The 22,864-nt window shown below is 73.6% G+C and carries 25 protein-coding genes and 1 tRNA gene; 10 read left to right on the top strand and 16 right to left on the bottom strand.

Going from position 1 to position 22,864, the window contains the following annotated elements:
* Window positions 1-146: biotin carboxylase N-terminal domain-containing protein (locus tag A6V29_RS05245; RefSeq protein WP_283956339.1), on the bottom strand; the 146-nt coding region annotated here is incomplete at its 3' end.
* Window positions 147-313: 167 nt separating this feature from the next.
* On the opposite strand from A6V29_RS05245, the gene A6V29_RS22105 reads away from it, so the two are divergent.
* The gene (locus A6V29_RS22105) at window positions 314-388 is read left to right on the top strand and encodes a 50S ribosomal protein bL37 (RefSeq protein WP_137159329.1); all 75 of its coding nucleotides are present in this window, start codon (window positions 314-316) and stop codon (window positions 386-388) included.
* 95 nt (window positions 389-483) lie between these two features.
* Here A6V29_RS22105 and rsrA read toward each other — a convergent pair whose 3' ends face one another.
* Window positions 484-813, bottom strand: a complete 330-nt coding sequence (gene rsrA, locus A6V29_RS05235) for a mycothiol system anti-sigma-R factor (RefSeq protein WP_137159325.1) — start codon at window positions 811-813, stop codon at window positions 484-486.
* Window positions 813-1,499, bottom strand: coding sequence for a sigma-70 family RNA polymerase sigma factor (locus tag A6V29_RS05230; RefSeq protein WP_137159324.1), 687 nt, complete (start codon window positions 1,497-1,499; stop codon window positions 813-815). The genes rsrA and A6V29_RS05230 overlap by 1 nt, the downstream gene beginning before the upstream one ends.
* Window positions 1,500-1,702: 203 nt before the next feature.
* On the opposite strand from A6V29_RS05230, the gene ybaK reads away from it, so the two are divergent.
* Window positions 1,703-2,188: a Cys-tRNA(Pro) deacylase gene (gene ybaK / locus A6V29_RS05225; protein ID WP_137159323.1), complete on the top strand. Its 486-nt coding sequence runs from the start codon at window positions 1,703-1,705 to the stop codon at window positions 2,186-2,188.
* Here the strand turns inward: ybaK and A6V29_RS05220 are convergent.
* Both A6V29_RS05220 and A6V29_RS05215 read right to left on the bottom strand, forming a co-directional pair.
* The gene (locus A6V29_RS05220; RefSeq protein ID WP_137159322.1) at window positions 2,179-3,705 is read right to left on the bottom strand and encodes a fused MFS/spermidine synthase; all 1,527 of its coding nucleotides are present in this window, start codon (window positions 3,703-3,705) and stop codon (window positions 2,179-2,181) included. The two genes, ybaK and A6V29_RS05220, sit on opposite strands and share 10 nt — an antisense overlap.
* Before the next feature lies 1 nt (window position 3,706).
* Window positions 3,707-4,474 carry an SOS response-associated peptidase gene (locus tag A6V29_RS05215; RefSeq protein WP_249933033.1) on the bottom strand — a complete coding sequence of 256 codons (768 nt, stop codon included), beginning with the start codon at window positions 4,472-4,474 and terminating at the stop codon, window positions 3,707-3,709.
* 113 nt (window positions 4,475-4,587) lie between these two features.
* On the opposite strand from A6V29_RS05215, the gene A6V29_RS05210 reads away from it, so the two are divergent.
* Genes A6V29_RS05210 through rsgA form a run of 3 tightly spaced genes read left to right on the top strand, consistent with a single transcriptional unit; the run spans window position 4,588 to window position 8,367 of the window.
* A complete protein-coding gene (locus tag A6V29_RS05210) occupies window positions 4,588-6,033 on the top strand; it encodes an NAD-dependent succinate-semialdehyde dehydrogenase (RefSeq protein ID WP_212719005.1) in 1,446 nt (481 codons plus the stop codon).
* 37 nt (window positions 6,034-6,070) lie between these two features.
* Window positions 6,071-7,351: a 3-phosphoshikimate 1-carboxyvinyltransferase gene (gene aroA, locus A6V29_RS05205; protein ID WP_137159321.1), complete on the top strand. Its 1,281-nt coding sequence runs from the start codon at window positions 6,071-6,073 to the stop codon at window positions 7,349-7,351.
* 26 nt (window positions 7,352-7,377) lie between these two features.
* Window positions 7,378-8,367 carry a ribosome small subunit-dependent GTPase A gene (gene rsgA / locus A6V29_RS05200; protein ID WP_137159320.1) on the top strand — a complete coding sequence of 330 codons (990 nt, stop codon included), beginning with the start codon at window positions 7,378-7,380 and terminating at the stop codon, window positions 8,365-8,367.
* A 64-nt stretch (window positions 8,368-8,431) separates the two neighbouring features.
* Here the strand turns inward: rsgA and A6V29_RS05195 are convergent, their stop codons facing one another.
* Window positions 8,432-8,971, bottom strand: a complete 540-nt coding sequence (locus tag A6V29_RS05195) for a DUF2087 domain-containing protein (RefSeq protein ID WP_137159319.1) — start codon at window positions 8,969-8,971, stop codon at window positions 8,432-8,434.
* Between the two features lie 78 nt (window positions 8,972-9,049).
* Here A6V29_RS05195 and A6V29_RS05190 point away from each other — a divergent pair, with 78 nt between their 5' ends.
* Window positions 9,050-9,844, top strand: coding sequence for an inositol monophosphatase family protein (locus tag A6V29_RS05190; protein ID WP_137159318.1), 795 nt, complete (start codon window positions 9,050-9,052; stop codon window positions 9,842-9,844).
* Window positions 9,845-10,319: 475 nt separating this feature from the next.
* On the opposite strand, the gene A6V29_RS05185 is transcribed toward A6V29_RS05190, so the two are convergent.
* From A6V29_RS05185 to A6V29_RS05175, 3 genes are read right to left on the bottom strand one after another with little or no spacing between them, the layout of a single operon-like run.
* A complete protein-coding gene (locus tag A6V29_RS05185) occupies window positions 10,320-11,564 on the bottom strand; it encodes an FGGY family carbohydrate kinase (RefSeq protein WP_137159317.1) in 1,245 nt (414 codons plus the stop codon).
* Window positions 11,561-12,346 (bottom strand): alpha/beta fold hydrolase, encoded by a 786-nt coding sequence (locus tag A6V29_RS05180; protein WP_137159316.1) that lies wholly within the window; start codon window positions 12,344-12,346, stop codon window positions 11,561-11,563. The genes A6V29_RS05185 and A6V29_RS05180 overlap by 4 nt, the downstream gene beginning before the upstream one ends.
* Window positions 12,343-13,344 (bottom strand): aldo/keto reductase, encoded by a 1,002-nt coding sequence (locus A6V29_RS05175; RefSeq protein WP_137159315.1) that lies wholly within the window; start codon window positions 13,342-13,344, stop codon window positions 12,343-12,345. The genes A6V29_RS05180 and A6V29_RS05175 overlap by 4 nt, the downstream gene beginning before the upstream one ends.
* Window positions 13,345-13,482: 138 nt before the next feature.
* On the opposite strand from A6V29_RS05175, the gene A6V29_RS05170 reads away from it, so the two are divergent.
* Both A6V29_RS05170 and A6V29_RS05165 read left to right on the top strand, forming a co-directional pair.
* On the top strand, window positions 13,483-14,877 hold the full coding sequence (locus A6V29_RS05170; protein WP_137159314.1) for a cystathionine beta-synthase: 1,395 nt from the start codon (window positions 13,483-13,485) through the stop codon (window positions 14,875-14,877).
* Window positions 14,874-16,010: a cystathionine gamma-synthase gene (locus tag A6V29_RS05165; protein ID WP_137159313.1), complete on the top strand. Its 1,137-nt coding sequence runs from the start codon at window positions 14,874-14,876 to the stop codon at window positions 16,008-16,010. Before A6V29_RS05170 ends, A6V29_RS05165 begins: the two co-directional genes overlap by 4 nt.
* Window positions 16,011-16,311: 301 nt before the next feature.
* On the opposite strand, the gene map is transcribed toward A6V29_RS05165, so the two are convergent.
* Together map and A6V29_RS05150 are read right to left on the bottom strand one after the other, a co-directional pair.
* Window positions 16,312-17,082, bottom strand: a complete 771-nt coding sequence (gene map, locus A6V29_RS05155) for a type I methionyl aminopeptidase (RefSeq protein ID WP_137159312.1) — start codon at window positions 17,080-17,082, stop codon at window positions 16,312-16,314.
* A complete protein-coding gene (locus tag A6V29_RS05150; RefSeq protein ID WP_137159311.1) occupies window positions 17,079-17,399 on the bottom strand; it encodes an antibiotic biosynthesis monooxygenase family protein in 321 nt (106 codons plus the stop codon). The genes map and A6V29_RS05150 overlap by 4 nt, the downstream gene beginning before the upstream one ends.
* A 58-nt stretch (window positions 17,400-17,457) precedes the next feature.
* On the opposite strand from A6V29_RS05150, the gene A6V29_RS05145 reads away from it, so the two are divergent.
* The gene (locus A6V29_RS05145) at window positions 17,458-17,889 is read left to right on the top strand and encodes a CoA-binding protein (protein WP_137159310.1); all 432 of its coding nucleotides are present in this window, start codon (window positions 17,458-17,460) and stop codon (window positions 17,887-17,889) included.
* A gap of 5 nt (window positions 17,890-17,894) precedes the next feature.
* Here A6V29_RS05145 and A6V29_RS05140 read toward each other — a convergent pair whose 3' ends face one another.
* The 5 genes from A6V29_RS05140 to A6V29_RS05120 all read right to left on the bottom strand — a co-directional run bounded on the left by A6V29_RS05140 (window position 17,895) and on the right by A6V29_RS05120 (window position 22,217).
* A complete protein-coding gene (locus A6V29_RS05140) occupies window positions 17,895-18,185 on the bottom strand; it encodes a GNAT family N-acetyltransferase (RefSeq protein WP_137159309.1) in 291 nt (96 codons plus the stop codon).
* 33 nt (window positions 18,186-18,218) lie between these two features.
* Window positions 18,219-18,413, bottom strand: coding sequence for a ferredoxin (locus A6V29_RS05135; protein WP_137159308.1), 195 nt, complete (start codon window positions 18,411-18,413; stop codon window positions 18,219-18,221).
* Window positions 18,410-19,708 carry a cytochrome P450 gene (locus A6V29_RS05130; protein WP_249933032.1) on the bottom strand — a complete coding sequence of 433 codons (1,299 nt, stop codon included), beginning with the start codon at window positions 19,706-19,708 and terminating at the stop codon, window positions 18,410-18,412. The genes A6V29_RS05135 and A6V29_RS05130 overlap by 4 nt, the downstream gene beginning before the upstream one ends.
* Window positions 19,709-19,834: 126 nt before the next feature.
* The gene (locus A6V29_RS05125) at window positions 19,835-21,952 is read right to left on the bottom strand and encodes a DEAD/DEAH box helicase (protein ID WP_137159307.1); all 2,118 of its coding nucleotides are present in this window, start codon (window positions 21,950-21,952) and stop codon (window positions 19,835-19,837) included.
* Between the two features lie 188 nt (window positions 21,953-22,140).
* Window positions 22,141-22,217 (bottom strand) — tRNA-Met (locus tag A6V29_RS05120).
* Between the two features lie 154 nt (window positions 22,218-22,371).
* On the opposite strand from A6V29_RS05120, the gene A6V29_RS05115 reads away from it, so the two are divergent.
* Window positions 22,372-22,836 carry a hypothetical protein gene (locus A6V29_RS05115; protein WP_137159306.1) on the top strand — a complete coding sequence of 155 codons (465 nt, stop codon included), beginning with the start codon at window positions 22,372-22,374 and terminating at the stop codon, window positions 22,834-22,836.
* Window positions 22,837-22,864 lie beyond the last annotated feature (28 nt).

The following is a 22,864-nucleotide window of genomic DNA, read 5'->3' as shown; positions in this document are numbered from 1 at the left end:
GCCAGCCGCACGTGCCGGGATCCGCGTTCGGACTCCGAGTGCACCGCGACGGCCTTGATGCCCAGCCGGGTGCAGGCCGCGATGACCCCGCAGGCGGCCGGCCCACGCCCGGCCACCAGGACGCTCTCGATCCCCAGGTGTGCCACGGCCCCTCCACGCTCCCCGCCCGGCGCCTGCTCGCCGCTCAGCCCCGTGAGAGGCTGGAGCAGTCAGCTTGGCGGCTCCGGCCCCGTCGCGCACCCTACGGGCGCCGCGGCCCGGACCCGCGACACACCGGGCCCCCGCGGGCCCACCGAGCGAAGGAGGGGCAGCGATGTCCAAGCGTGGACGGAAGCGTCGCGACCGCAAGAAGAACAAGGCGAACCACGGCAAGCGCCCCAACGCCTGATCTGCCCGTCGACGATCAGGTTCCCTGATCGTGCAGCGTCCTCCCTCACCGCAGACGGTGAGGGAGGACGCTGCACGACGGGGTAGGACGCCGCGCTACTCGGTGGTGCGCTCCACGCTGATCCGCTCGACGCTGACCTGGGTGCCGTCCTCCTCGAAGGAGACGCTGGTCAGCTGCATCTTGATCCGCTCGCGCAGCGACGGCGGGGGGACGTCACCGCCGCAGCGCCGGCGCACGAGCGCCTTGAACTCCTGCTCGATGCCGAACTCGCGCAGGCACGAGGAACAGTCCTCGAGGTGCTCGGCGATGACCGCCCGGCGCGCGTCGTTCGTCTCGTGGTCGAGGAACTCGAAGACGTGGGTGAGCACGTCGTCGCAGGAGTTGATCTCGATCGGCTCGTCGGTCCGCGGCACGTCGTCGACCATCAGGAGCTCGCCTCCTCACCGGCGCCGGCGCGGACGAAACCCCGCTCGCGGGCGTAGTCGGCCAGCAGCTTCTGCAGCCCTCGGCGTCCGCGGTGCAGCCGGGACATCACCGTGCCGATGGGCGTGCCCATGATCTCGGCGATCTCCTTGTAGGCGAAGCCCTCGACGTCGGCGAGGTAGACCGCCAGGCGGAAGTCCTCCGGCAGCTGCTGGAGCGCTTCCTTGATGTCCCGGTCGGGCATCTGGTCCAGGGCCTCGATCTCGGCCGAGCGCAGCCCGCTGGAGCTGTGCTCCTCGGCCGCGTAGAGCTGCCAGTCCTGGATCTGCTCGGTGGGGTACTGCTGCGGCTGCCGCTGCTTCTTGCGGTAGCTGTTGATGTAGGTGTTGGTCAGGATCCGGTACAGCCACGCCTTGAGGTTGGTGCCCTCGGCGAACTGGTGGAAGGCCGAGTAGGCCTTGACGAACGTCTCCTGGACCAGGTCCTCGGCGTCGGCCGGGTTGCGGGTCATCCGCAGAGCGGCCGGATACAGCTGGTCGAGGAAGGGCAGGGCGTCGCGCTCGAAGCGCGCGTCCCGCTCGGCACGTGTCTCGGCCACCTCGGTGCGGCTGCCGCCCTCGCGGGCCTCGGGCACCTCCACCGGACCGGGCGTCTGACCGGGGTTCTCGACCGCGGAGTCCTCAGGCACCGACCGTCCTCTCCGGCGCCCCGAGACGCGGGGCACCACGTCGATCGATCCTAGCCGCGCCACGTCTGGGCGGCCTGGGGGCCGCCGCTGCGCGGCCCGCGGGCGGGACTGGGAGACGGTGCTGCTCACGGCCGGTCCAACCGGGACCCCCGCGCGAGGATTCCCGACGCGGATCGAAAAGCCGGTCCGCCTACGCTGCCGCCGTGGCGTCGACCCCCGCCGTGCGGGCACTGGAGAGAGCGTCGGTGCCGCACACCCTCCACCCGTACGACCCCGGGCACGGCGCCGACCAGGGGCACGGCGAGGCGGCCGTCGCAGCGCTGGGTGCCGATCCGCGCCGGGTGTTCAAGACGCTGGTCACCCGGGTCGACGGCGTCCTGACCGTGGCGGTCGTCCCGGTCGCGACCAGCCTGGACCTCAAGGCGCTGGCCGGGGCGGCCGGCGGCCGCAAGGCGGTGATGGCCGAGCCCGCGGACGCCGAGCGCGCCACGGGCTACGTGGTCGGGGGGATCAGCCCGCTCGGACAGAAGAAGGCCCTGCCGACCGTCGTCGACGAGTCGGCGCTGGAGTTCGGCACGGTCCTGGTCAGCGCCGGCCGGCGCGGGTTGCAGGTGGAGCTCCCGCCGGCCGACCTGATCCGCCTCGCGCGCGCCCGCACTGCTCCCGTCGCCCGCCGGGGTCAGCCGTAGGGCGTGAGCAGTTGGTCGACCGGGGCGTGGTCGTCGGTGAGCACGTCGGCGTCGCCGACGAACTCGTCGAGGTCCGCGCCCTGCGCCACCCGCCAGGGCAGCCGGTGGTCGGACATCCGCTCGGCGATCTCGTCCACCGGGATCGGGGACCGCGAGGCGACGGCGACGACGTTGCCGCCGTCCTCGCCGGCGAGGACCGGGGCGCGCGCCAGCAGCGCGACGTGCGGGAACACCTCGCGGAGGGTGGCCAGCTCGGCGCGGACGAACGCCAGCGGCGGGTTGTCGATGAGGTTGACCGCGTACACCCCGTCGTCGGCCAGCGCGCGGTCGACGAGTGCGACCGCCTCTCGGGTGGTGAGCTGCCAGGGCACGGCCAGGCCACCGAAGGCGTCGCCGACGACGAGGTCCCGCTCGCCGGCCGCCTCCTGGGCGAGGCCCACCCGGCCGTCGGCGACGGTGACCTGCAGCCGGTCGGAGGTCTCCAGACCCAGCTGCTCGCGGTCGATCCGGACCACCCCGGGATCGACCTCGACCACCCGGCTGGTCGTACCCGGGCGCACCTCGGCGAGGTAGCGCGGCAGCGTCAGGCCGCCGCCTCCGATGTGCAGCGCCGAGAGCGGCTCGCCGTCCGGCCGCAACGTGTCGCTGACCGCCGCGATCGCCCGCACGTACTCGAACTCCAGATAGGTCGGGTCGGCGAGGTCCACGTAGGAGTGGCGCAGCGTGTCCAGCCGCAGCACCCGTCCGGTCTCGCGCTCGGGATCGGCCTCCACCCGCGCGCAGTGGTACGCCGTCTCCTCCTCGCACGGGGTCGGCGCCACGGCGGCCAGCCCGGCACCGACCACCGCGAGGACCACCAGGGCGACGGGCACCCCGCCCCGACCACCGCTGTCCCGGCGCAGCACCAGCCCCAGGACCACCCCGACGGCCGCGGTGACCAGCCCGGTGCCGACCAGGATCACGCTGCTCGGCAGGACCGCGATGAGCAGGAAGCCCGTGACGAAGGTGGCGGCGATCGCGCCCAGCGTGCCGATGCCGGACAGCCGGCCGACCACCGCCCCTGTCTCGGCCAGGCTGCCCAGCTGCAGCTTGACCACCATCGGCGGCACGGCCGAGAGGAGCGCCGCCGGCACCACGACCGCGACCGCCGCCAGCAGCAGCACCGCGCCCGCATCCGCGCCGCTCACGAGCGATCCGGTGAAGCGGACCAGCGGGAGAACGGCGACCACCAGCGCCCCTCCGGCGACCATGAGGGGGGCGATCAGCCGGCGGGGGTCGACCCGGTCGGCCACGGCGCCGCCGGTCCACGCCCCGAGGGCGATGGCGGCGAGGGCGAACCCGATGACGGCGGTGCTGGTCTGCAGCGTGACGCCCACGTAGGGGGCGATGAGCCGCAGTCCGACGATCTCCATCACCAGCACCGCGCCGGAGCTCAGGAAGGTGACACCGGCGGCGACCCAGCCGGGCAGCGGCCGGGAGACGACCTCGGGCCGGCCGTCGTGGACGGTTGCTGCCACGTCAGAAGAGCGCGGGCTGGTCGGCCGGCTGGGCGACCGACTCCGCCCGCGTGGTGAGCTCGCGCCCGTTGTTGGCGACGTTGTTGACCGCGGTGCTCACCGGACGCAGTTCGAGCGCCTCGACCACCTCCGGCGGCGTGGGCTCGACCAGCTCGCCGACGTCCTGGCGCGCCGGGTCCAGCCAGTCCGCCCACCTGTCCCGCGGGAGGACCAGCGGCATCCGCTCGTGCACCTCGGCCAGCGCGCCGACGGCGGGGGCGGTGACGACGGTGCACGTGTAGAGCCGGTCCTCGTCCCTGCCCCACACCTCCCACAGCCCGGCGAAGGCGAGCACCGAGCCGTCCTCGGGGGTGATGAAGTAGGGCTGCTTGGTGGGGCCGTCCAGCCGCGCGGCCCACTCGTACCAGCCGTCGGCGGGGACGAGGCAGCGCCGCGAGGCCGCAGCCTTCCTGAACGCCGGCCTCTCCGTCAGCGACTCGACCCGGGCGTTGAGCATCCGGTTGCCCACCGAGACGTCCTTCGCCCAGGACGGCACGAGCCCCCAGCGCACCACCCGGAGCTCCCGGTGGCCGGCGCCGGTGGGCGCGCCCTCGGGGTCACGCTCCTTCTTCCAGCGGACGACGTGCACGTCCTTGGTCGGCGCCACGTTGTAGTCCGCCGGCAGCGGCGCCTGGCCCTCGGCGGGCACGGCCTCGAACTCCAGCGCGAGGTCCTCGGGCCTGCGGCTGGCGGCGTAGCGACCGCACATGAGCGCCTCCTCGACCGGCACGGGCTGTCTCGTCGCACTCTAGGTGCGTCCCCTGACAGGGACCCGGCCGTGACAAGAGCGCACCCCTCGGGGTATGCCTGTCCGGACAGCCGACCAGAGACGAGGATCACCGCGTGACCGTGACGCAGAACGCCCCCACCACCGCCGGCGCCGAACGGCGCTACGCGACAGTCAACCCCTTCACCGGCGAGACGGAGAAGGAGTACCCCTTCACCGAGACCTCGGAGATCGACGGCATCATCGGCCGGGCCCACTCCGCCTACCTCGAGTGGCGGGACCGGTCGGTCGAGGAGCGCGCCGCCGTCGTCCGGCGGGCCGCCGAGCTGATCGACGAGCGGATCATGGACCTCGCCGCCCTCACCACCAAGGAGATGGGCAAGCGCCGGGACGAGGCCGTCGGCGAGCTCTTCCTGTGCTCGATGATCCTCAAGTACTACGCGGACAACGGCCCCAAGTTCCTGGAGCCCACGCCGATCGAGCCGATGATGGGCGGCGGTGAGGCCGTCGTCGAGACCAAGCCGGTCGGCGCCCTGCTGGCCATCGAGCCGTGGAACTTCCCCTACTACCAGGTGGTCCGCGTCGTCGGCCCGAACCTGGTGCTGGGCAACACCGTGATCCTCAAGCACTCGGAGATCACGCCGCAGTGCGCCGAGGCGATCGAGCAGGTGTTCACCGACGCCGGCGCGCCGGCGGGGGTCTTTCAGAACACCTTCCTGCGGATCAGCGACGTCGAGCAGGTCATCGCCGACCCCCGCATCCAGGGCGTCACGCTGACCGGCAGCGAGCGGGCCGGTTCCTCGGTCGCCGCGCTCGCCGGCAAGCACCTGAAGAAGTCGGTGCTCGAGCTCGGCGGCAGCGACCCGTTCATCGTCCTCGACGCGCAGGACATGGAGGCCACGATCAAGGCGGCCACGGCCGGCCGCATGCAGAACACCGGCCAGGCGTGCACCGCCTCCAAGCGGCTGATCGTCACCGAGGAGAACTTCGAGCCGTTCGTCGAGGGCCTCAAGCAGGCCTTCACGACCTTCGCCCCCGGCGACCCGTCCGACCCGTCGACGTCGCTGGCCCCGCTGTCCAGCGAGCGGGCGGCCGCGGACCTGCAGGCGCAGATCCAGGACGCCATCGACAAGGGCGCCACCGTGGTCGCGGGCGGCAAGCGCCCCGAGCGCCCGGGTGCCTTCGTCGAGCCGACGATCCTCACCGACGTCACGCCGGACATGCGGGCCTACCGCGAGGAGCTGTTCGGTCCGGCGGCCGTCGTCTACAAGGTGAAGGACGCCGACGAGGCGGTCGCGCTGGCCAACGACAGCGACTTCGGCCTGGGCGCCACCGTCATGAGCAGCGACCTCGACCGCGCGCGGGACGTGGCCGACCGGCTCGACGTCGGCATGGTGTGGATCAACCAGCCCACCGGCTCCTCCCCCGAGCTGCCGTTCGGTGGCATCAAGCGGTCCGGTTACGGCCGCGAGCTCTCCGAGCTGGCGATGTTCGAGTTCGCCAACCGGCGGCTGGTGCGCACGATCCCGGCCAAGAAGGCGGACAAGCCGCAGGCCGGCTGATGCGAGGGTGCGGCGCGCGACCGGGCAGACTGAGCACGTGAGTGACGTCTGGTCCGCGCCGCACCACCCCGCGCCCGTCGACGCCGTCGTCCCCCTGCCCGGGTCCAAGTCGCTGACCGCCCGGGCGCTGGTGCTGGCCGCGCTGTCCGACGGGCCGAGCCGGCTCGTCCGCCCCCTCCGGGCACGCGACACCGACCTCATGGTCGCTGCCCTGCGCGCGCTCGGGGTGGGCATCGATGACGACGGCGCCGACTGGCTGGTCACCCCCGGAGCCCTGCGCGGGCCGGCCACGATCGACGCCGGCCTCGCCGGCACCATCCTGCGCTTCCTGCCGCCCGTCGCGGCGCTCGCCGAAGGGCCGGTGACGGTCGACGGCGACCCCCGCATGCGGGAGCGGCCCAACGCCGGCCTCATCGAGGGCCTGCGCGCCGCCGGGGTCCGGATCGACGACGGCGGGCGGGGCAGGGCGCCGTTCACCGTGCACGGCACCGGCCGGGTGCGCGGTGGGGCCGTGGCGGTCGACGCGAGCGAGTCCTCGCAGATCGTCTCCGGGCTGCTGCTGGCCGCCGCCCGCTTCGACGAGGGCATCGACCTGTCGCTGGCCGGGGGCGTGCCGTCGCTGCCGCACGTCGACATGACCGTCGCGGCGCTGCGCGAGCACGGCGTCGAGGTCTCCGCCACGGACCGCGGCTGGCGGGTGGCGCCCGGCCCGATCGCGGCGCTCGACCGGGTCCTCGAGCCCGACCTCTCCAACGCCGCCCCCTTCCTGGCCGCCGCGCTGGTCACCGGTGGCCGGGTGACGGTCCCGGACTGGCCGGAGACCACCACCCAGCCCGGCGCGCAGCTCGACCGGCTGTTGACCCGCATGGGCGCCGAGGTCGAGCGGACGCCGGACGGCCTCCGCGTCACCGGCACCGGCACCGTCCGCCCGCTGGTGGCCGACCTGCACGAGGTCGGCGAGCTCACCCCCGTCCTCGCCGCACTGTGCGCGCTGGCCGACGGGCCCTCGCGGCTCACCGGCATCGGCCACCTGCGCGGGCACGAGACCGACCGGCTGCAGGCGCTGGACGAGGTGCTCAGCGCCGTCGGGGCGCAGGTGCGGCAGCTGCCGGACGGGCTGGAGATCGAGCCCGGACCGCGGCGACCCGCGCGGGTGGACTCCTACGCCGATCACCGCATGGTGATGGCCGCCGCCGTCCTCGGGTTGGCGATCGACGGCATCGAGGTGGCCGACCCGGGCGCGGTGACCAAGACGCTGCCCGACTTCCGCGAGCGGTGGGCCGGCCTGCTCGGGGAGCCGATCGGGGTCCAGCGCTGACCGGCCGTCCGCGCGACGCCCGGCGGATGGACGAGGACGACGTCCGCGTCCGGCCGAGCCGCCGCGGCTCCCGGCCGCGCACCCGGACCCGCCCCTCCCACGACGACGCCGTCGACGGTCTGGTCGTGGCCGTCGACAGGGGCCGCATGACGGTCCGGGTGGACGGCCCGGACGGCGCGGTGGACGTCACCGCCATGCGGGCCCGGGAACTGGGCCGGCACGGGGTGGTCGTCGGCGACCGGGTGCGGTTGGTGGGCGACACCAGCGGCCGCACCGACACCCTGGCGCGCATCGTCGTCATCGAAGAGCGGACGACGGCGCTGCGCCGGACCGCCGACGACACCGACCCCACCGAGCGGGTCGTCGTCGCCAACGCCGACCTGCTGGTCGTCGTCACCTCGGTCACCGATCCCGAGCCGGCGCTGGGCTTCCTCGACCGGTGCCTGGTGGCCGCGTACGCCGGCGGGCTCGAGCCGCTGCTCTGCCTCACCAAGACCGACCTGGCCTCCGCCCAGCCGTTGCTGGACCGCTACGCCGGGCTCGGCCTGGACGCCGTCCCGATGTCGCGGGAACTGCCGCTGGACGATCTGCTGGCACGCATCCGCGACCGGATGAGCGTCTTCGTCGGCCAGTCCGGGGTCGGCAAGTCGACGCTGGTCAACCGGCTCGTCCCGGACGCGCTGCGGGCGGTGGGCGACGTCAGCAAGATCGGGAAGGGCCGGCACACGTCGTCGTCGGCGGTGCTGTTCGACCTGCCCGGCGGGGGCACGGTCATCGACACCCCCGGCATCCGGTCGTTCGGCCTCGCGCACGTCAGCGCCGACGACGTCCTCGTGCCCTTCGAGGAGCTCGCCGAGGCGGCCACCGAGTGCCCGCCGGGGTGCGGGCACACCGCCGACGACCCCGACTGCGCGCTGGATGCGTGGGCCGCGCAGGGGCCGCCGCGGCGCCGGGACCAGCTGGACGCCGTCCGGGTGCTGCTGGCCGCGGTCGGCCAGGTCGGCCCCGGCTACTAGAAGGACCACCCTTCCCCCCACACCTCGCACGCTCGGCGCGGGACCCTGAAGGGTGGCCGCTCCATCACGTCACGTCGACGTAGCCGCCGCTGCGCCAGTAGACGCCGGCCTCCCGGCTGAGCAACCCCTCGTCGACCAGGTAGCGGCGCAGCGCCGCGACGTCGGGGTGCCAGACCGCCAGCAGCACGTTCGCCTCGCGCTCGGGGTAGCGGATCCCGGGCTCGAAGACCCGCACCAGGTGGTCGAGCACCACCAGCCGCTTGCCGCGGTGGGCCGGGATGGACAGCAGCCGGCCGTCCCGGACGAACGCCGACAGGACGGCGTCCTCGGCGGGATCGTCCGAGAGCGGCGCCGGCGCGGGAGCCGCCTCGGCCGCCGCCCGGGCCGCCGCGCCGAACTGCTCGCTGTGCAGCCCGAGCGCGTGCCCGTCGCGGTGCACCAGCCCCGCCCGCGCCAGCCGCCGGGCGGCGAGCGCGACCTCCTTGAGCGTCAGGCCCGACGCCTCGGCGACCTCCTCGATGGTGGTCGCGCCCAGGGCCAGCGCGGCCACCACCCGGAGCCGGGCGGGGTCGGCGAGCAGCCCGGCGATCGTCGCGGCGTCCACGTGCCGACGGTAGCCAGGCGGGACCGCGCGGGCCCGGTTCAGCGGTTCCCGACCGGCGCACCACTAGGTTGGGTGCCCATGACGTCGGGTCGGGGCTTCGCGGAGGACATGCGGCTGGCACACGTGCTGGCCGACCAGGCCGACTCGATCAGCATGGATCGCTTCAGGGCGCAGGACCTGACCGTCGAGACGAAGCCGGACCTCACGCCGGTGACCGACGCCGACCGCGCGATCGAGGAGCAGCTGCGGATCTCGCTGAGCCGAGCCCGCACCCGGGACGCGGTCATGGGCGAGGAGTTCGGCACGACCGGCCACGGCTCCCGCAAGTGGGTGCTGGACCCGATCGACGGCACCAAGAACTTCGTCCGCGGAGTCCCTGTGTGGGCGACCCTCATCTCGCTCATGGACGGCGACGAGGCGGTCGTCGGGCTGGTCTCGGCACCCGCGCTCAACCGACGCTGGTGGGCGGCGAAGGACGTCGGCGCCTGGACCGGCCGCCGGCTGGAGAACGCCACGCGCTGCACGGTCTCCGGCGTCCGGTCGCTGGGCGACGCGAGCCTGTCCTACTCGAGCCTGTCGGGCTGGGAGGAGCGCGGCGTCCTGGACGGCTTCCTCGACCTGACGCGGTCGGCGTGGCGCACCCGCGCGTACGGGGACTTCTGGAGCTACGTGCTCCTGGCGGAGGGCGCCGTCGACATCGCGTGCGAGCCGGAGGTGTCGCTGTGGGACCTCGCCGCCCTCGACGTGATCGTGCGCGAGGCCGGCGGCACGTTCACCGACCTGACCGGTGCCCCCGGGCCTGCGGGCGGCAGCGCGCTCGCCACCAACGGCACCCTGCACGACGCCGCCCTGCGGCACCTGCGCCTGGCCTGAGCCACGAGCCGTTCACCGGCGCAGCGCCCCCGACACCTGTCGGCTGCTCGCCCTGAAGGCGGTCTATGGGGCAGGACGCCGATTCGGGCGCCGGGCGTCGAGTTGCTCCAGTGATCCTGCGAACGGGTCATGGCCGCCATGAGCGACCCGCAGGCATCGGTCGACTGGCCAGCGGTCGTGCTAGGCGTGGTTGGCACTGTGGGCGCGGTCATCGCGCTGATCCAGGGCGCATGGCTATGGGCAGCCGTCATCTTTGGGGGGTCGATCGTGGCCGAACTGCTCATGGTCTTGGCGCGACGTCGGACGTCGCGACGTACTCGGACTCCATGACCGCACGGTGTCCCTGGGCTGGCCGCTGGGGGTCATGGCCGGTGCGGCTAGGCGACGTTCCCGCGGGAACGTCGCCTAGCTCCCAGGCTTGACCGCGTTCCCGCGGGAACGTTTCAACGCCCCTCACGGTCCGGTGCGCCGCTCGTCAGCCCTGGGCGTCCTCCCGCGGCTCGACCGACGGGCCAGGGAGCCACTGGACCTCCACCTGCAGGTCCACACCTCGAGCGGCCAGCATGGCCGCGCCGACGGCTGAAGCGCTGCGCAGGCGCAGGTGGCGGACGGGGCAGCCCAGGGCATCGGCGAGCGCCTGCTGCACCACCCGCGATCGCGCGCCGCCGCCCGTGAGGACCAGGGGTGCACCGTCCGCGGGGTCGCCGAGCAAGCGCGCTGCCGCCCCGATCGCGGACACCACCTCCTCGACCGCCGCGCGAGCAGGTCCGGGGACGGCCGCTGCCGCGAAGAAGCCCGGCCAGTCCAGCCCCAGCTCGGCGCGGACCTGCGCCCAGGCCGAGCCGCCCTCCTGCATGGCCGCCATCGCGTACCAGCCGTCGTCCGCGTCGGCGTAAGCGTGCATCCGCGGGTCGTCGACGGGGGCGGGCGTCCAGCCCGGCCGTAGCACCTGCGCGCCGGTACCGAGGTTGACCTGCAGGCCCTCGGTGGTCCCCGCGGCCAGCAGCGCGAGGGGCGTGTCCGCCGCACCGACGACGACGTGTACCTCCCTACCGGCGAGCACCGTCGTCCCCACGACCTCCGTGCCCGGCCGGACCGCAGGGAGGAGTTCCGACGGGACGCCGGCCGCGTCGACCGCGGCCATCGACCAGCTGTCCGCCACGACGTCCCACAGCAGCGTGCCCGAGGCGTCGCTGCGGTCGGTGACGGCGACGTCGGCACCCGGTACGAGAGCGGCTCGGAGCGCGTCCTTCGGCAGCAGCACCGTCGACGCCCGGGCCACGACCTCGGGCTCGTGCTCCCCCAGCCAGGCCAGCATCGGTCCGGTCATCCCGGGCAGCAGCGGGTTGGCGAGCGCGGCCCGCTCCTCCGAGGTCAGCCCCCGCCAGCGGTCCAATTCCCCCACGGCGCGGCGGTCAGGCCACAGCAGAGCCGGTCGCAGCGGCCTGCCGACGTCGTCGACGAGCACGGCGCCGTGCATCTGGCCGGACAGACCGAGCGCGAGCACCGGCCGATCGGTCAGCCCCGGAGCCATCGACGCCCAGGCCGCGTCCAGGGCGGCTCGCCAGACCCGCACGTCGCTCTCCGCCCGGTCCGGCGTAGGCCGGTCGTAGGCGTAGTCCTCCTCCGCCTCGGCGACGACGGCGCCGTCGAGGTCCAGGGCCACCAGCTTGAGCCCGCTGGTGCCGAGATCGGCGCCGAGGAGGACGCCCGCCGTCACGAGCCGCCGTCGTCCCGCAGGAAGCCGACCAGCGCCCCGACGAAGACCGGGGAGCCGACGGCACCCAGGTGGTCGCCGGGCACCATGACCAGCCGCGCCTCCGGGATCGCGTCGACGAGCACCTGCGGACGGACGGCGAGCGGATCGGCGTCGCCGGCGACGACGAGTGTCGGCGCGGTGATGTCGGCCAGCGGCAGCGGCTGGGCGTGCACCACCCGGGCGTGCGCGGCCAGGGCGAGCCGGTCGGCGCCCGTGGCGTCGGCGAAGGCACGGAAGGCGGCCGCGCTCGGGTCGGTGATCGACCGGGCATCGTCGGCCTCGAGCGCGGCGACCAGGGCCGTGTTGGCGATCGCCCGGGTGTCGACGCCGCCCCGCTCCACCACCCCGGCACCGATGCCGCCGACCACCAGCCGGCGCACCCGCCGGTCGGTCCCGGCGAGCAGCAGCGACACGATGCCGCCCATCGAGTAGCCGGCGAGGTCGAACTCCTCGAACCCGAGCGCGTCGACCACCGCCGCGAGGTCACCGGCCATGGCCCGCTCCCCGTAGAACGCGGGGTCGTGCGGCTTGTCCGAGGCGCCGTGGCCCCGGGCGTCGACGGCGACCACCTCGCGGCCGTCGGCCAGCAGGGCCGGGACGACACCGGCCCAGTTGCGCAGGCTGTCGGCGGCGAAGCCGTGCTGCAGCAGCACCGGCGGCCGGGCCCCCGGCACGCCCCAGCGGTGCACGGCCACCTCGACGCCGTCCCGGCCGCGGACGCGGCTCGTGACAGGGGCGCTCACGCGGACCGCTCCGGGCTCTCGCCGTAGGCGTAGCCGCCGTCCGGGTAGCGGGTGCCCTCGGCCGCGCCGGGCGGCGCGATCGCCTCCAGCCGCGCCAGGTCGTCGGCGCTGAGCTGGAGGTCGGCCGCCCCGACGTTCTCCTCGAGGTAGCTGCGCCGCTTCGTCCCCGGGATCGGCACGACGTCGTCGCCCTGCGCCATCACCCACGCCAGCGCGAGCTGCCCGGCCGTGGCCCCCTTCTCCGCGGCCATCGCCCGCACCTCCTCGACCAGCCGCAGGTTGGCCTGGAACGCCTCGCCCTGGAACCGCGGCTGGTTCTTGCGGAAGTCGTCGTCGCCGAAGTCGTCGGGGCTGGTGATCGCGCCGGTGAGGAAGCCCCGGCCCAGCGGGCTGAACGGCACGATCCCGATCCCGTGCTCCCGTGCCACGCCCAGCACCTCGGCCTCCAGGTCGCGGGTCCACAGCGACCACTCGCTCTGCAGCGCCGCGATCGGGTGCACCGCGACGGCGCGACGGATCGAGGTGGCGCTCGCCTCCGACAGCCCCAGGTGGCGCACCGTGCCCTGCTGCACGAGTTCGGCCATCGCGCCGACCGTCTCCTCGATCGGCACCTTCGGGTCCACGCGGTGCTGGTAGTAGAGGTCGATGACGTCGACCCCCAACCGGCGGAGGCTGGCCTCGGCGCAGGCGCGCACGTTCTCCGGCCGGCCGTCGATCCGCATCCGGCCGCGGTCGTCGCGGGAGAGGGAGAACTTGGTGGCCAGCTGCACCTCGTCGCGACGTCCGGCGATCGCCTCGCCGACGAGCTCCTCGTTGTGCCCGTCGCCGTAGACGTCCGAGGTGTCGAGGAACGTGACGCCCAGGTCGAGCGCCCGGTGGATGGTGGCGATCGACTCGGGCCGGTCCGCGACGCCGTAGCTCTGGCTCATGCCCATGCAGCCGAGGCCGACGCGGGAGACGGTCAGGCCGCCGAGGGACCGGGTGCCGGGAGCGCTCATGCGCGCATCCTCGCCGGTCGCCCGCGCCGAGCGCCAGCACACCACCCGACCGAGGCGAGGTTCGTGGCGCGGCCCGGCATCTGGTGGGATGGGGCTCGGTCGGGCTCCCTCCGAGTCCCCGTCGAGGAGGTCGCTCCCGTGCAGTACGCCGAGTCCGTCATCGACCTGGTCGGCAACACCCCGCTGGTGAAGCTGTCGTCGATCACCCGCCACCTCGGGCCGGACGCGCCGCTGGTGCTGGCGAAGGTCGAGTACCTCAACCCCGGCGGCTCGGTGAAGGACCGGATCGCCGTCCGCATGGTCGACGCCGCCGAGGAGGCGGGCCTGCTCAAGCCCGGCGGCACGATCGTGGAGCCGACCAGCGGCAACACCGGCATCGGCCTGGCCCTCGTGGCCCAGCAGCGCGGCTACAAGTGCATCTTCATCTGCCCCGACAAGGTCGGCCAGGAGAAGATCAACGTGCTCAAGGCCTACGGCGCGGAGGTCGTCGTCTGCCCCACGGCGGTCGATCCCAGCGATCCGCGCTCGTACTACTCGGTCTCCGACCGGCTGGCCCGCGAGACGCCCGGCGGCTGGAAGCCCGACCAGTACTCGAACCCGAACAACCCGCGCTCGCACTTCGAGACCACCGGCCCGGAGATCTGGGAGCAGACCGACGGCCGGATCACCCACTTCGTCACCGGTGCCGGCACCGGCGGCACGATCAGCGGCGTCGGCCGGTACCTGAAGGAGAAGTCCGGCGGCAAGGTCCAGGTCATCGGTGCCGACCCCGAGGGCTCGGTGTACTCCGGCGGCACCGGCCGCCCGTACCTGGTCGAGGGCGTCGGCGAGGACTTCTGGCCGTCGACCTACGACCCCGAGGTGGCCGACGAGATCATCGCCGTGTCCGACGGCGACTCCTTCGAGATGACCCGGCGGCTGGCCCGCGAGGAAGGCCTGCTGGTCGGCGGCTCCTGCGGGATGGCCGTCGTCGCCGCGATGCGCGTCGCGGAACGCCTGACCAAGGACGACGTCCTGGTCGTCCTGCTGCCCGACGGCGGCCGCGGCTACCTGAACAAAATCTTCAACGACACGTGGATGGCCGACTACGGCTTCCTGGAGGCGACCGGCGAGGAGACCGTCGGCGAGCTCCTGGAGGCCAAGGGCGGCAGCACGCCCACCCTCGTGCACACCCACCCGAACGAGACGGTGCGCGACGCCATCGACATCCTGCGCGAGTACGGCGTCAGCCAGCTGCCGGTCGTCCGCGCCGAGCCCCCGGTCACCGCGGGCGAGGTCGTCGGCTCGATCGACGAGAAGACGCTCCTCGACGCCCTGTTCGAGGGCCGGGCGGCGCTGGCCGACCGGGTGGAGAGGCACATGAGCGCTCCCCTGCCGATCGTCGGATCCGGCGAGGCCGTGAGCGCCGCGGTGGCTCAGCTGGGCAGCTCCGGCGCGCTGCTGGTCCACGTCGACGGCAAGCCGGCCGGCGTCGTCACCCGCCAGGACGTGCTGGGGCACCTCGCTGGTCTGACGCCTACGGTCGAGTCATGACCGGCTTCAACACCCGCGCGATCCACGCGGGCCAGGACCCCGATCCGGCGACCGGCGCAGTCATCCCGCCGGTGCACATGACCACGACGTACAAGCAGGACGGCGTCGGCGGGCTGCGCGGCGGCTACGAGTACAGCCGCAGCGGCAACCCCACCCGGGACACGCTGCACACCGCGCTGGCCGCCCTCGAGGAGGGCACGACGGCGCTGGCCTTCGCGTCGGGGCTCGCCGCCGAGGACACCCTGCTGCGCACCACCTGCCGGGCCGGCGACCACGTCGTCCTCGGCGGGGACGCCTACGGGGGCACGTTCCGGTTGATCTCCCGCGTGCTGTCGGAGTGGGGCCTGGAGCACACCCCGGTCGCGCTCGACGACCCCGACGCGCTGCGCGCCGCGATCCGCCCGACCACGCGGGTGGTCTGGTGCGAGACGCCCAGCAACCCGCTGCTCAACATCACCGACATCGAGGCGACGGCGGCGATCGCGCACGAGGTCGGCGCGCTGCTCGTCGTCGACAACACCTTCGCCTCGCCCTACCTCCAGCGGCCGCTGACCCTCGGCGCCGACGTCGTCGTCCACTCGACGACGAAGTACCTGGGCGGCCACTCCGACGTCGTGGGCGGTGCCCTCGTCACCCGGGACGCCACCCTCGGCGAGCAGCTGGCCTACAACCACAACGCGATGGGCGCGGTCGCCGGACCGTTCGACTCGTGGATGGTGCTGCGCAGCCTCAAGACCCTCGGCGTCCGCATGGACCGGCACTGCGCCAACGCCGAGCGCGTGGCCGAGTTCCTCGCCGCCCGCTCCGACGTCTCCGCGGTCCTCTACCCCGGCCTGCCCGAGCACCCCGGCCACGACGTGGCGGCCAAGCAGATGGACGGCTTCGGCGGGATGGTCTCGTTCCGGCTCCGGGACGGCGAGGACGCGGCGCTGAAGGTGTGCGAGCGCACCGAGCTGTTCACCCTCGCGGAGTCCCTCGGCGGCGTGGAGTCGCTGATCGAGCACCCCGGGCGGATGACCCACGCCAGCGCTGCCGGCTCCCCGCTGGAGGTGCCGAACGACCTCGTCCGGCTCTCGGTTGGCATCGAGGACGTCGACGACCTCATCGCGGACCTCGGACAGGCGCTCGGCTGACGGCGGTGACCGCGGGCTACGAGGTGCGCCCGGTCCGGCCGGACGGGTGGCGCGAGGCCCGAGCCCTGCGGCTCGCGGCGCTGACCGACGACGTCGCGCGGATCGCGTTCCTGGAGCCGCACGAGGAGGCGGTGGCACGCTCCGAGAAGTCCTGGCCTGCCGCAGGTGCGACTGCACGTCCACCAGGACAACGCGCGCGCCGCCCGCTTCTACGCGCGCTGCGGATTCGCCTTCACCGGTGGCGGGTTCGTCGGCCCCACCGGACCCGAGCGGGAGATGGTCCGGCCCTCGGCCCCTCGGGTCACCGTGGGAGCGTCAAGATCCTGGGGCCGTCATCGGTGACGGCGACCGTGTGCTCCACGTGCGCGGCGCGGCTGCCGTCGGCGCTGCGCAGTGTCCAGCCGTCGGCGTCCACCGTGTAGTCGTCGTTGCCGCCGGCCAGGAACCACGGCTCGATGGCGATGACCAGCCCCGCCCGCAGCGGCACCCCGCGACCGGGCCTGCCCTCGTTGGGGACCGACGGCGCCTCGTGCATGGAGCGCCCGACGCCGTGGCCACCCTGATCGGTGTTGATGCCGCAGCCTCCAGCCCGGCCGACCGCCCCGATCGCCGCCGAGATGTCCCCGATGCGGTTGCCGACGACTGCGGCCGCGATCCCCGCCTCCAGCGCCGCCTCGGTGGTCGCGACCAGCGCGAGGTCCTCCGGCCGCGGGGTGCCGATCGGATAGGTCATCGCCGCGTCGCCCACCCAGCCGTCCAGGACCGCGCCGGCGTCCACGCTGAGCAGGTCGCCGTCCTCCAGCTCCTCGGGGGTCGGGATGCCGTGCAGGGCGACGTCGTTGACCGACAGGCACAGCACCCCGGGGAAGGGCGGGGTCGTCGGCAGCGGGGCGTACCCGAGGAACGGCGAGGTCGCGCCGGCGTCGGCCAGCACGTCGCGGGCGATCGCGTCGAGCGTGGTCAGGCGGACGCCCGGCGCCGCGGCGGCCTTCACCGCGGCGTGCATGTCGGCGACCACGGCTCCCGCGGCGCGCATGGCGTCGATCTCGCCGGGGGTGCGGAGCTCGATCACGGTCGGTCCTCCTGGGCAGGGGCGGCGGTGAGCACCGTCGTGAAGTGCTCGACGACGGGGAACGGGTCGTAGAAGCGGTGCAGCAGCGCCTTCCACTCCTGGTAGGCCGGCGAGCCGCGGAACCTTTCGGTGTGGTCCTGCAGCCGGTCCCACTCCACCAGGAGGAGGTAGCCGTCGTCACGCTCCAGGCAGCGCGCCAGCCGCAGCTCCCGGAAGCCGGGTGCGCCGGCGATCAGCCGCCGAGCCTGCCCGAACGCCGACTCGAAGGCCGGCTGCTCCCCCGGCCGGACCGTCAGCAGGGCGTGTTCGAGGATCACGGCACGACCCTACGGAGCAACCGGGCATGACCGGAGCCCCGGTGGGGTTGGCCGTGGCATGGACCAGGCAGAACGTGACGAACTCACCGGCATCTACCGCGACGCCCGGATGATCGCCGTCGTCGGCGCCTCCGCCGACCCGGCGAAGGCGGCGCACCAGATCCCGCTCTACCTGCAGCAGCAGGGCTACCGGATCCGGCCGGTGAACCCGCGTGGTGGCGAGCTGTTCGGCGAGCCGGTGGCCACGACCCTGAGCGAGGTGGCCGGTCCGGTGGACGTCGTCGACGTCTTCCGGCCGGCCGCGGAGGCGGCGGGCATCGCCCGACAGGCGGTCGCGATCGGGGCGAAGGTGCTCTGGCTGCAGCTCGGCATCGCCGACGACGAAGCCCGCCGGATCGCCGAGGAGGCCGGCCTCACCGTCGTCATGGACCGCTGCATGCTCGCCGTCCACCGCGAACTGGGGCTCGGCCCCCTCCGCGCCGCCGCCTGACTGCGTCAGCTCCCCGAGCCGACGACCAGGTCGGCGTACTCCTCGTGCTTCTCGATCCAGCCGCGCACGAACGAGCACTTCGGCTCGACCGATCCGCCCTTGGCGCGCACGTCGTCGAGCGCACCCCGCACCAGGGTGCTGCCGAGGCCGGACTGCCCGGCATCGGGGTCGACCTCGGTGTGGGTGAAGACGACGGTGTCACCGCGGCGCTGGTAGGCCGCGTGGCCGAGCAGCTTCCCGCCTCCTCGGATCTCGTACCTGTTGGCGTCGGGGGCGTCCTGCACTGAGAGCTCCATGCCCGCTCCCCTACCCCGGCCGCCGCGGTTCGATCACTCGGTCAGCGAGAGCGCCCGCGTGGGGCAGGACTGGACCGCGTCCCGGACGGCGTCCAGCTGCCCCTCGTCCGGCTCCGAGCTGTGGACGACGAGCACGCCGTCGTCGTCCAGCTCGAAGACCGCCGGAGCCAGCGACTCGCACACCCCGGAGCCGACGCAGCGGTCCCGGTCGACCTCCACGCGGCTCATCGCACACCCGTGAAGCGTGCCGGGAGCCGCTTGAGGCCGTTGACGAACGAGGAGCGCAGCCGGGCCGGCTCGCCGGAGATCTCGAGGTCGGGGCAGATCTCGAACAGCCGGCGGAAGGTGACCGCGAGCTCCCGGCGGGCCAGGTGCGCGCCGAGGCAGAAGTGCGGCCCGTGCCCGCCGAACCCCACGTGGTTGTTCGGGTTGCGGCCGACGTCGAAGGCGTGCGGGTCCTCGAACGCCTCCGGGTCGCGGTTGGCCGCGGCGTAGAAGAGCAGGAACTTGTCGCCCTCCTTGAAGGAGTGACCGTTCAGCTCGCCGTCCTGGGTGGCGGTGCGGCGCATCCAGGTGACCGGGCTGACGTACCGGACGATCTCCTCGACCGCGGTCTTGTCCAGCGACGGGTCGGCCATCCAGCGCTCGCGCTGCTCGGGGTTCTCCGACAGCGCGAGCAGGCCCTGCGCGATCGCCGTGCGGGTGGTCTCGTTGCCCGCGACCAGCAGCAGGATGAAGAACGAGGCGATCTCCTGGTGGGTGAGCTTCTCCCCCTCGACCTCGCTGTTGACCAGCGCGGTCGTCAGGTCGTCGGTGGGGTTCTCCAGCCGCTCGGCGGCCAGCCGCTCCATGAGGGCGGCCATGTTCATGCCCGCCTCGATGAGCGCGGTGAGCGGGTCGTCCTCGTCGGTGAGCTCGGGGTCACCGCCGGAGAGGATCGTGTTCGAGGCGCTCAGGACCAGGTCGCGGTCCTCCTCGGGGATCCCCATCATGTCGCAGATGATCCGCAGCGGGATCGGTGCGGCGATGTCGGCGACGACGTCGATGGTGCCGTCGCCCGCCTCGGCCTTGGCGCGGGCCTCGACCAGCACCTGGTCGACGATCCCGACGACCGAGTCGACGACCTGCTCGAGCATCCGCGGGGTGAACGTCTTGGCCACGATCCGCCGGATCCGCGCGTGCCGCGGGTCGTCCATGCTGATCATCGAGCCGTAGAACTCGCTGAGGTCGGCCGGGAGGTCCTGGATGGACACCGCGCCCTTGCCCGAGCAGAAGATCGCCGGCTGCGAGCTGATGGCATCGAGGTCGGCGAGCCGGGTGACGGCCCAGTAGCCGGGACCAGGCTCCATGCCGGGCATGGCCGGCTCCTCGAAGTGCGCGAAGGGGCGTTCCGCGCGCAGCTTGTCGAACACCGCGTGCCGCACCGCCGGCGGCTCCGCCCAGAAGTCGCGGTCGGAGAGGTCGATCGCGTCGATGTCGAGGGACGCGAGGTCGACGGAACCGGCAGGGGTGTTCACGGACACGGGGCGCCTCACTGTCGGTAGAGCAAAACGGTCAGCGCTGACGGTAGAGAGCCGAGCGGTGACGCACAACACCTTGGGCCGACGATTCCGTCACTCGCGCCCCCCGACCGCGCTCAGGCCGGCGACCTACTCCGAGAGCGCGGAGGTCAGCAGGGACACCAGGGCCTCCAGCTGCACATCGGCCGAGGACTGCATCTCCTCGTCGGACCCGTCCAGCGCCCGCGCGGCCAACCCGGCCTTGCTGTCGATGAGCTCGGCGATCCGGGCGTCGAGGGTCTGCGCGGCGATGATCCGCCAGGCGGTCACCGGCTCGGTCTGGCCGATGCGGTGGCTCCGGTCGATCGCCTGCGTCTGCTCGGCGTCGGTCCACGACAGCTCGGCGAGCACGATGTTGGAGGCGACCTGCAGGTTGAGCCCCACCCCCGCCGCGGTCAGCGAGCAGACGGCGACGGCCACGTCCGGATCCTTGACGAAGGCATCGATGTGCTTCTGCCGGGTCGAGGGGGTCTGGTCGCCGCGGATCGAGGAGTACCGGACGCCGAGCTTCTCGAAGGTCTCCTCCGCGGTGTCCATCACGTCGACGTGCTTGGCGAAGAAGACCACCTTGCCGGCGCTGCGGGCCAGCTGCGCGGCGTAGTCGGCGGCGAGCCCCGCCTTCGCCTGGCCGATCCGCCGCATCATGCTGAAGACGTTCTCGCCGCTGGCCTTCGTCGTGGTGTCCTTGAGCTCCCAGCCGGCGACCTTGCGCACCAGGTCGTGGTCGATCTCCTCGACGTCGGTGGCCGACTCGCGCGCGGCGAGCGCGCTCTCGTACCGCTTGACCAGCCGGCGGGCCAGCTCCTGCTCGGCGGCGCGGATGGACCGCCCGGCCCGGTCGTCGAGCTCGACCGGCAGGTCGGCGATCCGGCGCGCGGGGATGTCCGCGGCGACGTCGACCTTGCGCCGGCGCACGATCCCCAGGTCGATGACGCACTGCCGCGCGGCCGGGTAGAAGCCGGGGTCCGCGGGCGTGAAACCGGTGTCCTCGAGGCACTGCATCAGCTCACCGAGCGGCTTCTCGTCGTCGATCCAGCCCAGGAACTGCCAGATGGCCCGGAAGTCCTCGATGTCGTTGATCAGCGGGGTGCCGGTCAGCGCCATGAGCAGCGGCCGGGGCGTGCGCGACCGGATCCGCTCGGAGAGCTCCAGCACGTGCTGCGAGCGCTGCGAGGTCTTGTTCTTGATGAAGTGCGCCTCGTCCACGACCATGCCGCGGAAGCCGAAGTCGCCGATCCAGCCGACGTGCCGGTCGAGCACCTCGTAGTTGACGACGACGATGTCGGCGAAGGCGTCGATCGTCTCGCCGTTGCCCTGGATGACGGTGGCCGGACGCTGCGGGACCCAGCGGCCGGCCTCCCGTGCCCAGTTCGTCTTGACGACGTTCGGCACGACGACGAGCAGCGGGAAGGCCTGCGCGGCCTCGGCCGCGAGCAGCGACTGGGCGGTCTTGCCCAGACCCGGCTCGTCGGCGAGCAGGAACGTGCGGTGCCCCTGCTCGGCGGCCGCGACGACCTGTCCCTGGTGCGGCATGAGCTCCAGCCCCGCCGGAGTGAACCGGGAGGTCGGGAAGGGCAGGTCCATGCAGGCCGGAGCGCCGCCGCCGGCGCGCTCGAACGAGTTGAGCAGCGGTGTGAGCAGTTCCCAGCCCAGCAGCCGGCGGGGCTTGGCCGCGACCGGCCGGGCGGCCGAGAAGTCGGGCGCGAGGAAGGGGTTGGCCAGCTGTCGCGAGATGACCGACTGCGGCACCACCCTGTTCTCCGGGGCGGCGGCCGCCGGCGCCTCGACGACCGGCTCCTCCTCGACCTCCTGCTCCAGGCCGGCGTCCTCGAGGAACTCCCGCTTGAGCGTCCTGACCGCCGGCGACACGACGGCGTCCTCGGCGAGGAGGCCGAGCAGCCCGGAGTCGCGGACGGCGGTCTTGGCCAGGATCGTCGCGATGCCGTCGAGCCGCTTGAGCTGCTCGGTCCGCTGCGCCGGGGTGATGGTCTCGGAGTTCTTGACGCGGGCGTGCTCCTCGCGCACCAGCAGCGCGATGACCTGGAACTTGGTGCGCACCGAGGGGGTCACCCGACCGCGCTGGGCGGCGCCCTCCACCTCGCGGACCGCGCGGGCGAGCACCGCGATGAGGTCGCGCTCCCCCGAGCGCCCCTGGTTCCGCCCGCCGGAACGGCGAGCGCCCGACCGGGGCTGGGCTCGACGTGCCACAGATCCTCCTCCGAGTGCCCGGCTCGGGTGGTCCCGGGCCCGGCGTTCCGCACGGCCGCCGCGCGGCGCCGCTGCCGGCCGACGAGAGCCGGCCGCCGGAGGCGGTCGACGGCCCGAAGCCGCATGCCCGTGCGGTTCCTCACCGGACGGGAGCGGCCCCCGCGAAGACTGTGGGGGCCGGTCCAGCGTGGTAGCGGGGACAGGATTCGAACCTGCGACCTCTGGGTTATGAGCCCAGCGAGCTACCGAGCTGCTCCACCCCGCGTCGGCGACGTCAACCCTACACCGGTCGATGATCGACCCGCGGACGGGGAGACGGCAGGCACCGGAGTGAGTGGTGGGACTGCCCCGTCACAACCGCCCCAGCCGCACGCGCGCCTTCCCGCCCGGCGCCGTCGCGCGCCCCTACAGTCCGCCTCGTGATGGGGGATCCGGCGATCGTCGCCTTCGCCGGGGACCCGCAACCGGTGGAGATCCACCACCGCGGGATCTGGTACTCCGGCGAGCTCCTGGGCTGGACGAACACCGAGGACGGCCGGGTGCTCGCCCGCGTCCGCTGCGTCGTGGACGGCCTGCGCCACTCGACGTGGAAGGACCTCGCCGAGCTGCGGCTGCCCGATCCGGCCCGGCCCCCACGCCGCGAGGCCTTCCCTGCTCCGCCCGCCCGGCCCCTGTCGTCCGGGGAGCGCGACGAGGACGAGGCCACGCGCCCCCACGCCCTGTTCGCCGGCGCTGGCGCCAGGTCGGCGAAGCCGGCGCACGTGTCCCACCCTCCGCAGACCGGCCGCCGTCCCGGCGCGCTCCCCCGCCCGGCCGCTTCCGGCCGCCCGCCGGCCGTCCCCCAGGAGCGGCGCCGGCGCAGCGACGAGCTCACCCGGGTCTAGCCGCACCCCGGGTCAGACATCCCATGGT

Origin of the sequence: Blastococcus sp. CCUG 61487 (assembly GCF_005222955.1) — a bacterium.
In the GTDB taxonomy this organism is placed as follows: Bacteria; Actinomycetota; Actinomycetes; order Mycobacteriales; family Geodermatophilaceae; genus Blastococcus.
This window is presented reverse-complemented; position numbering and strand designations above follow the sequence as displayed.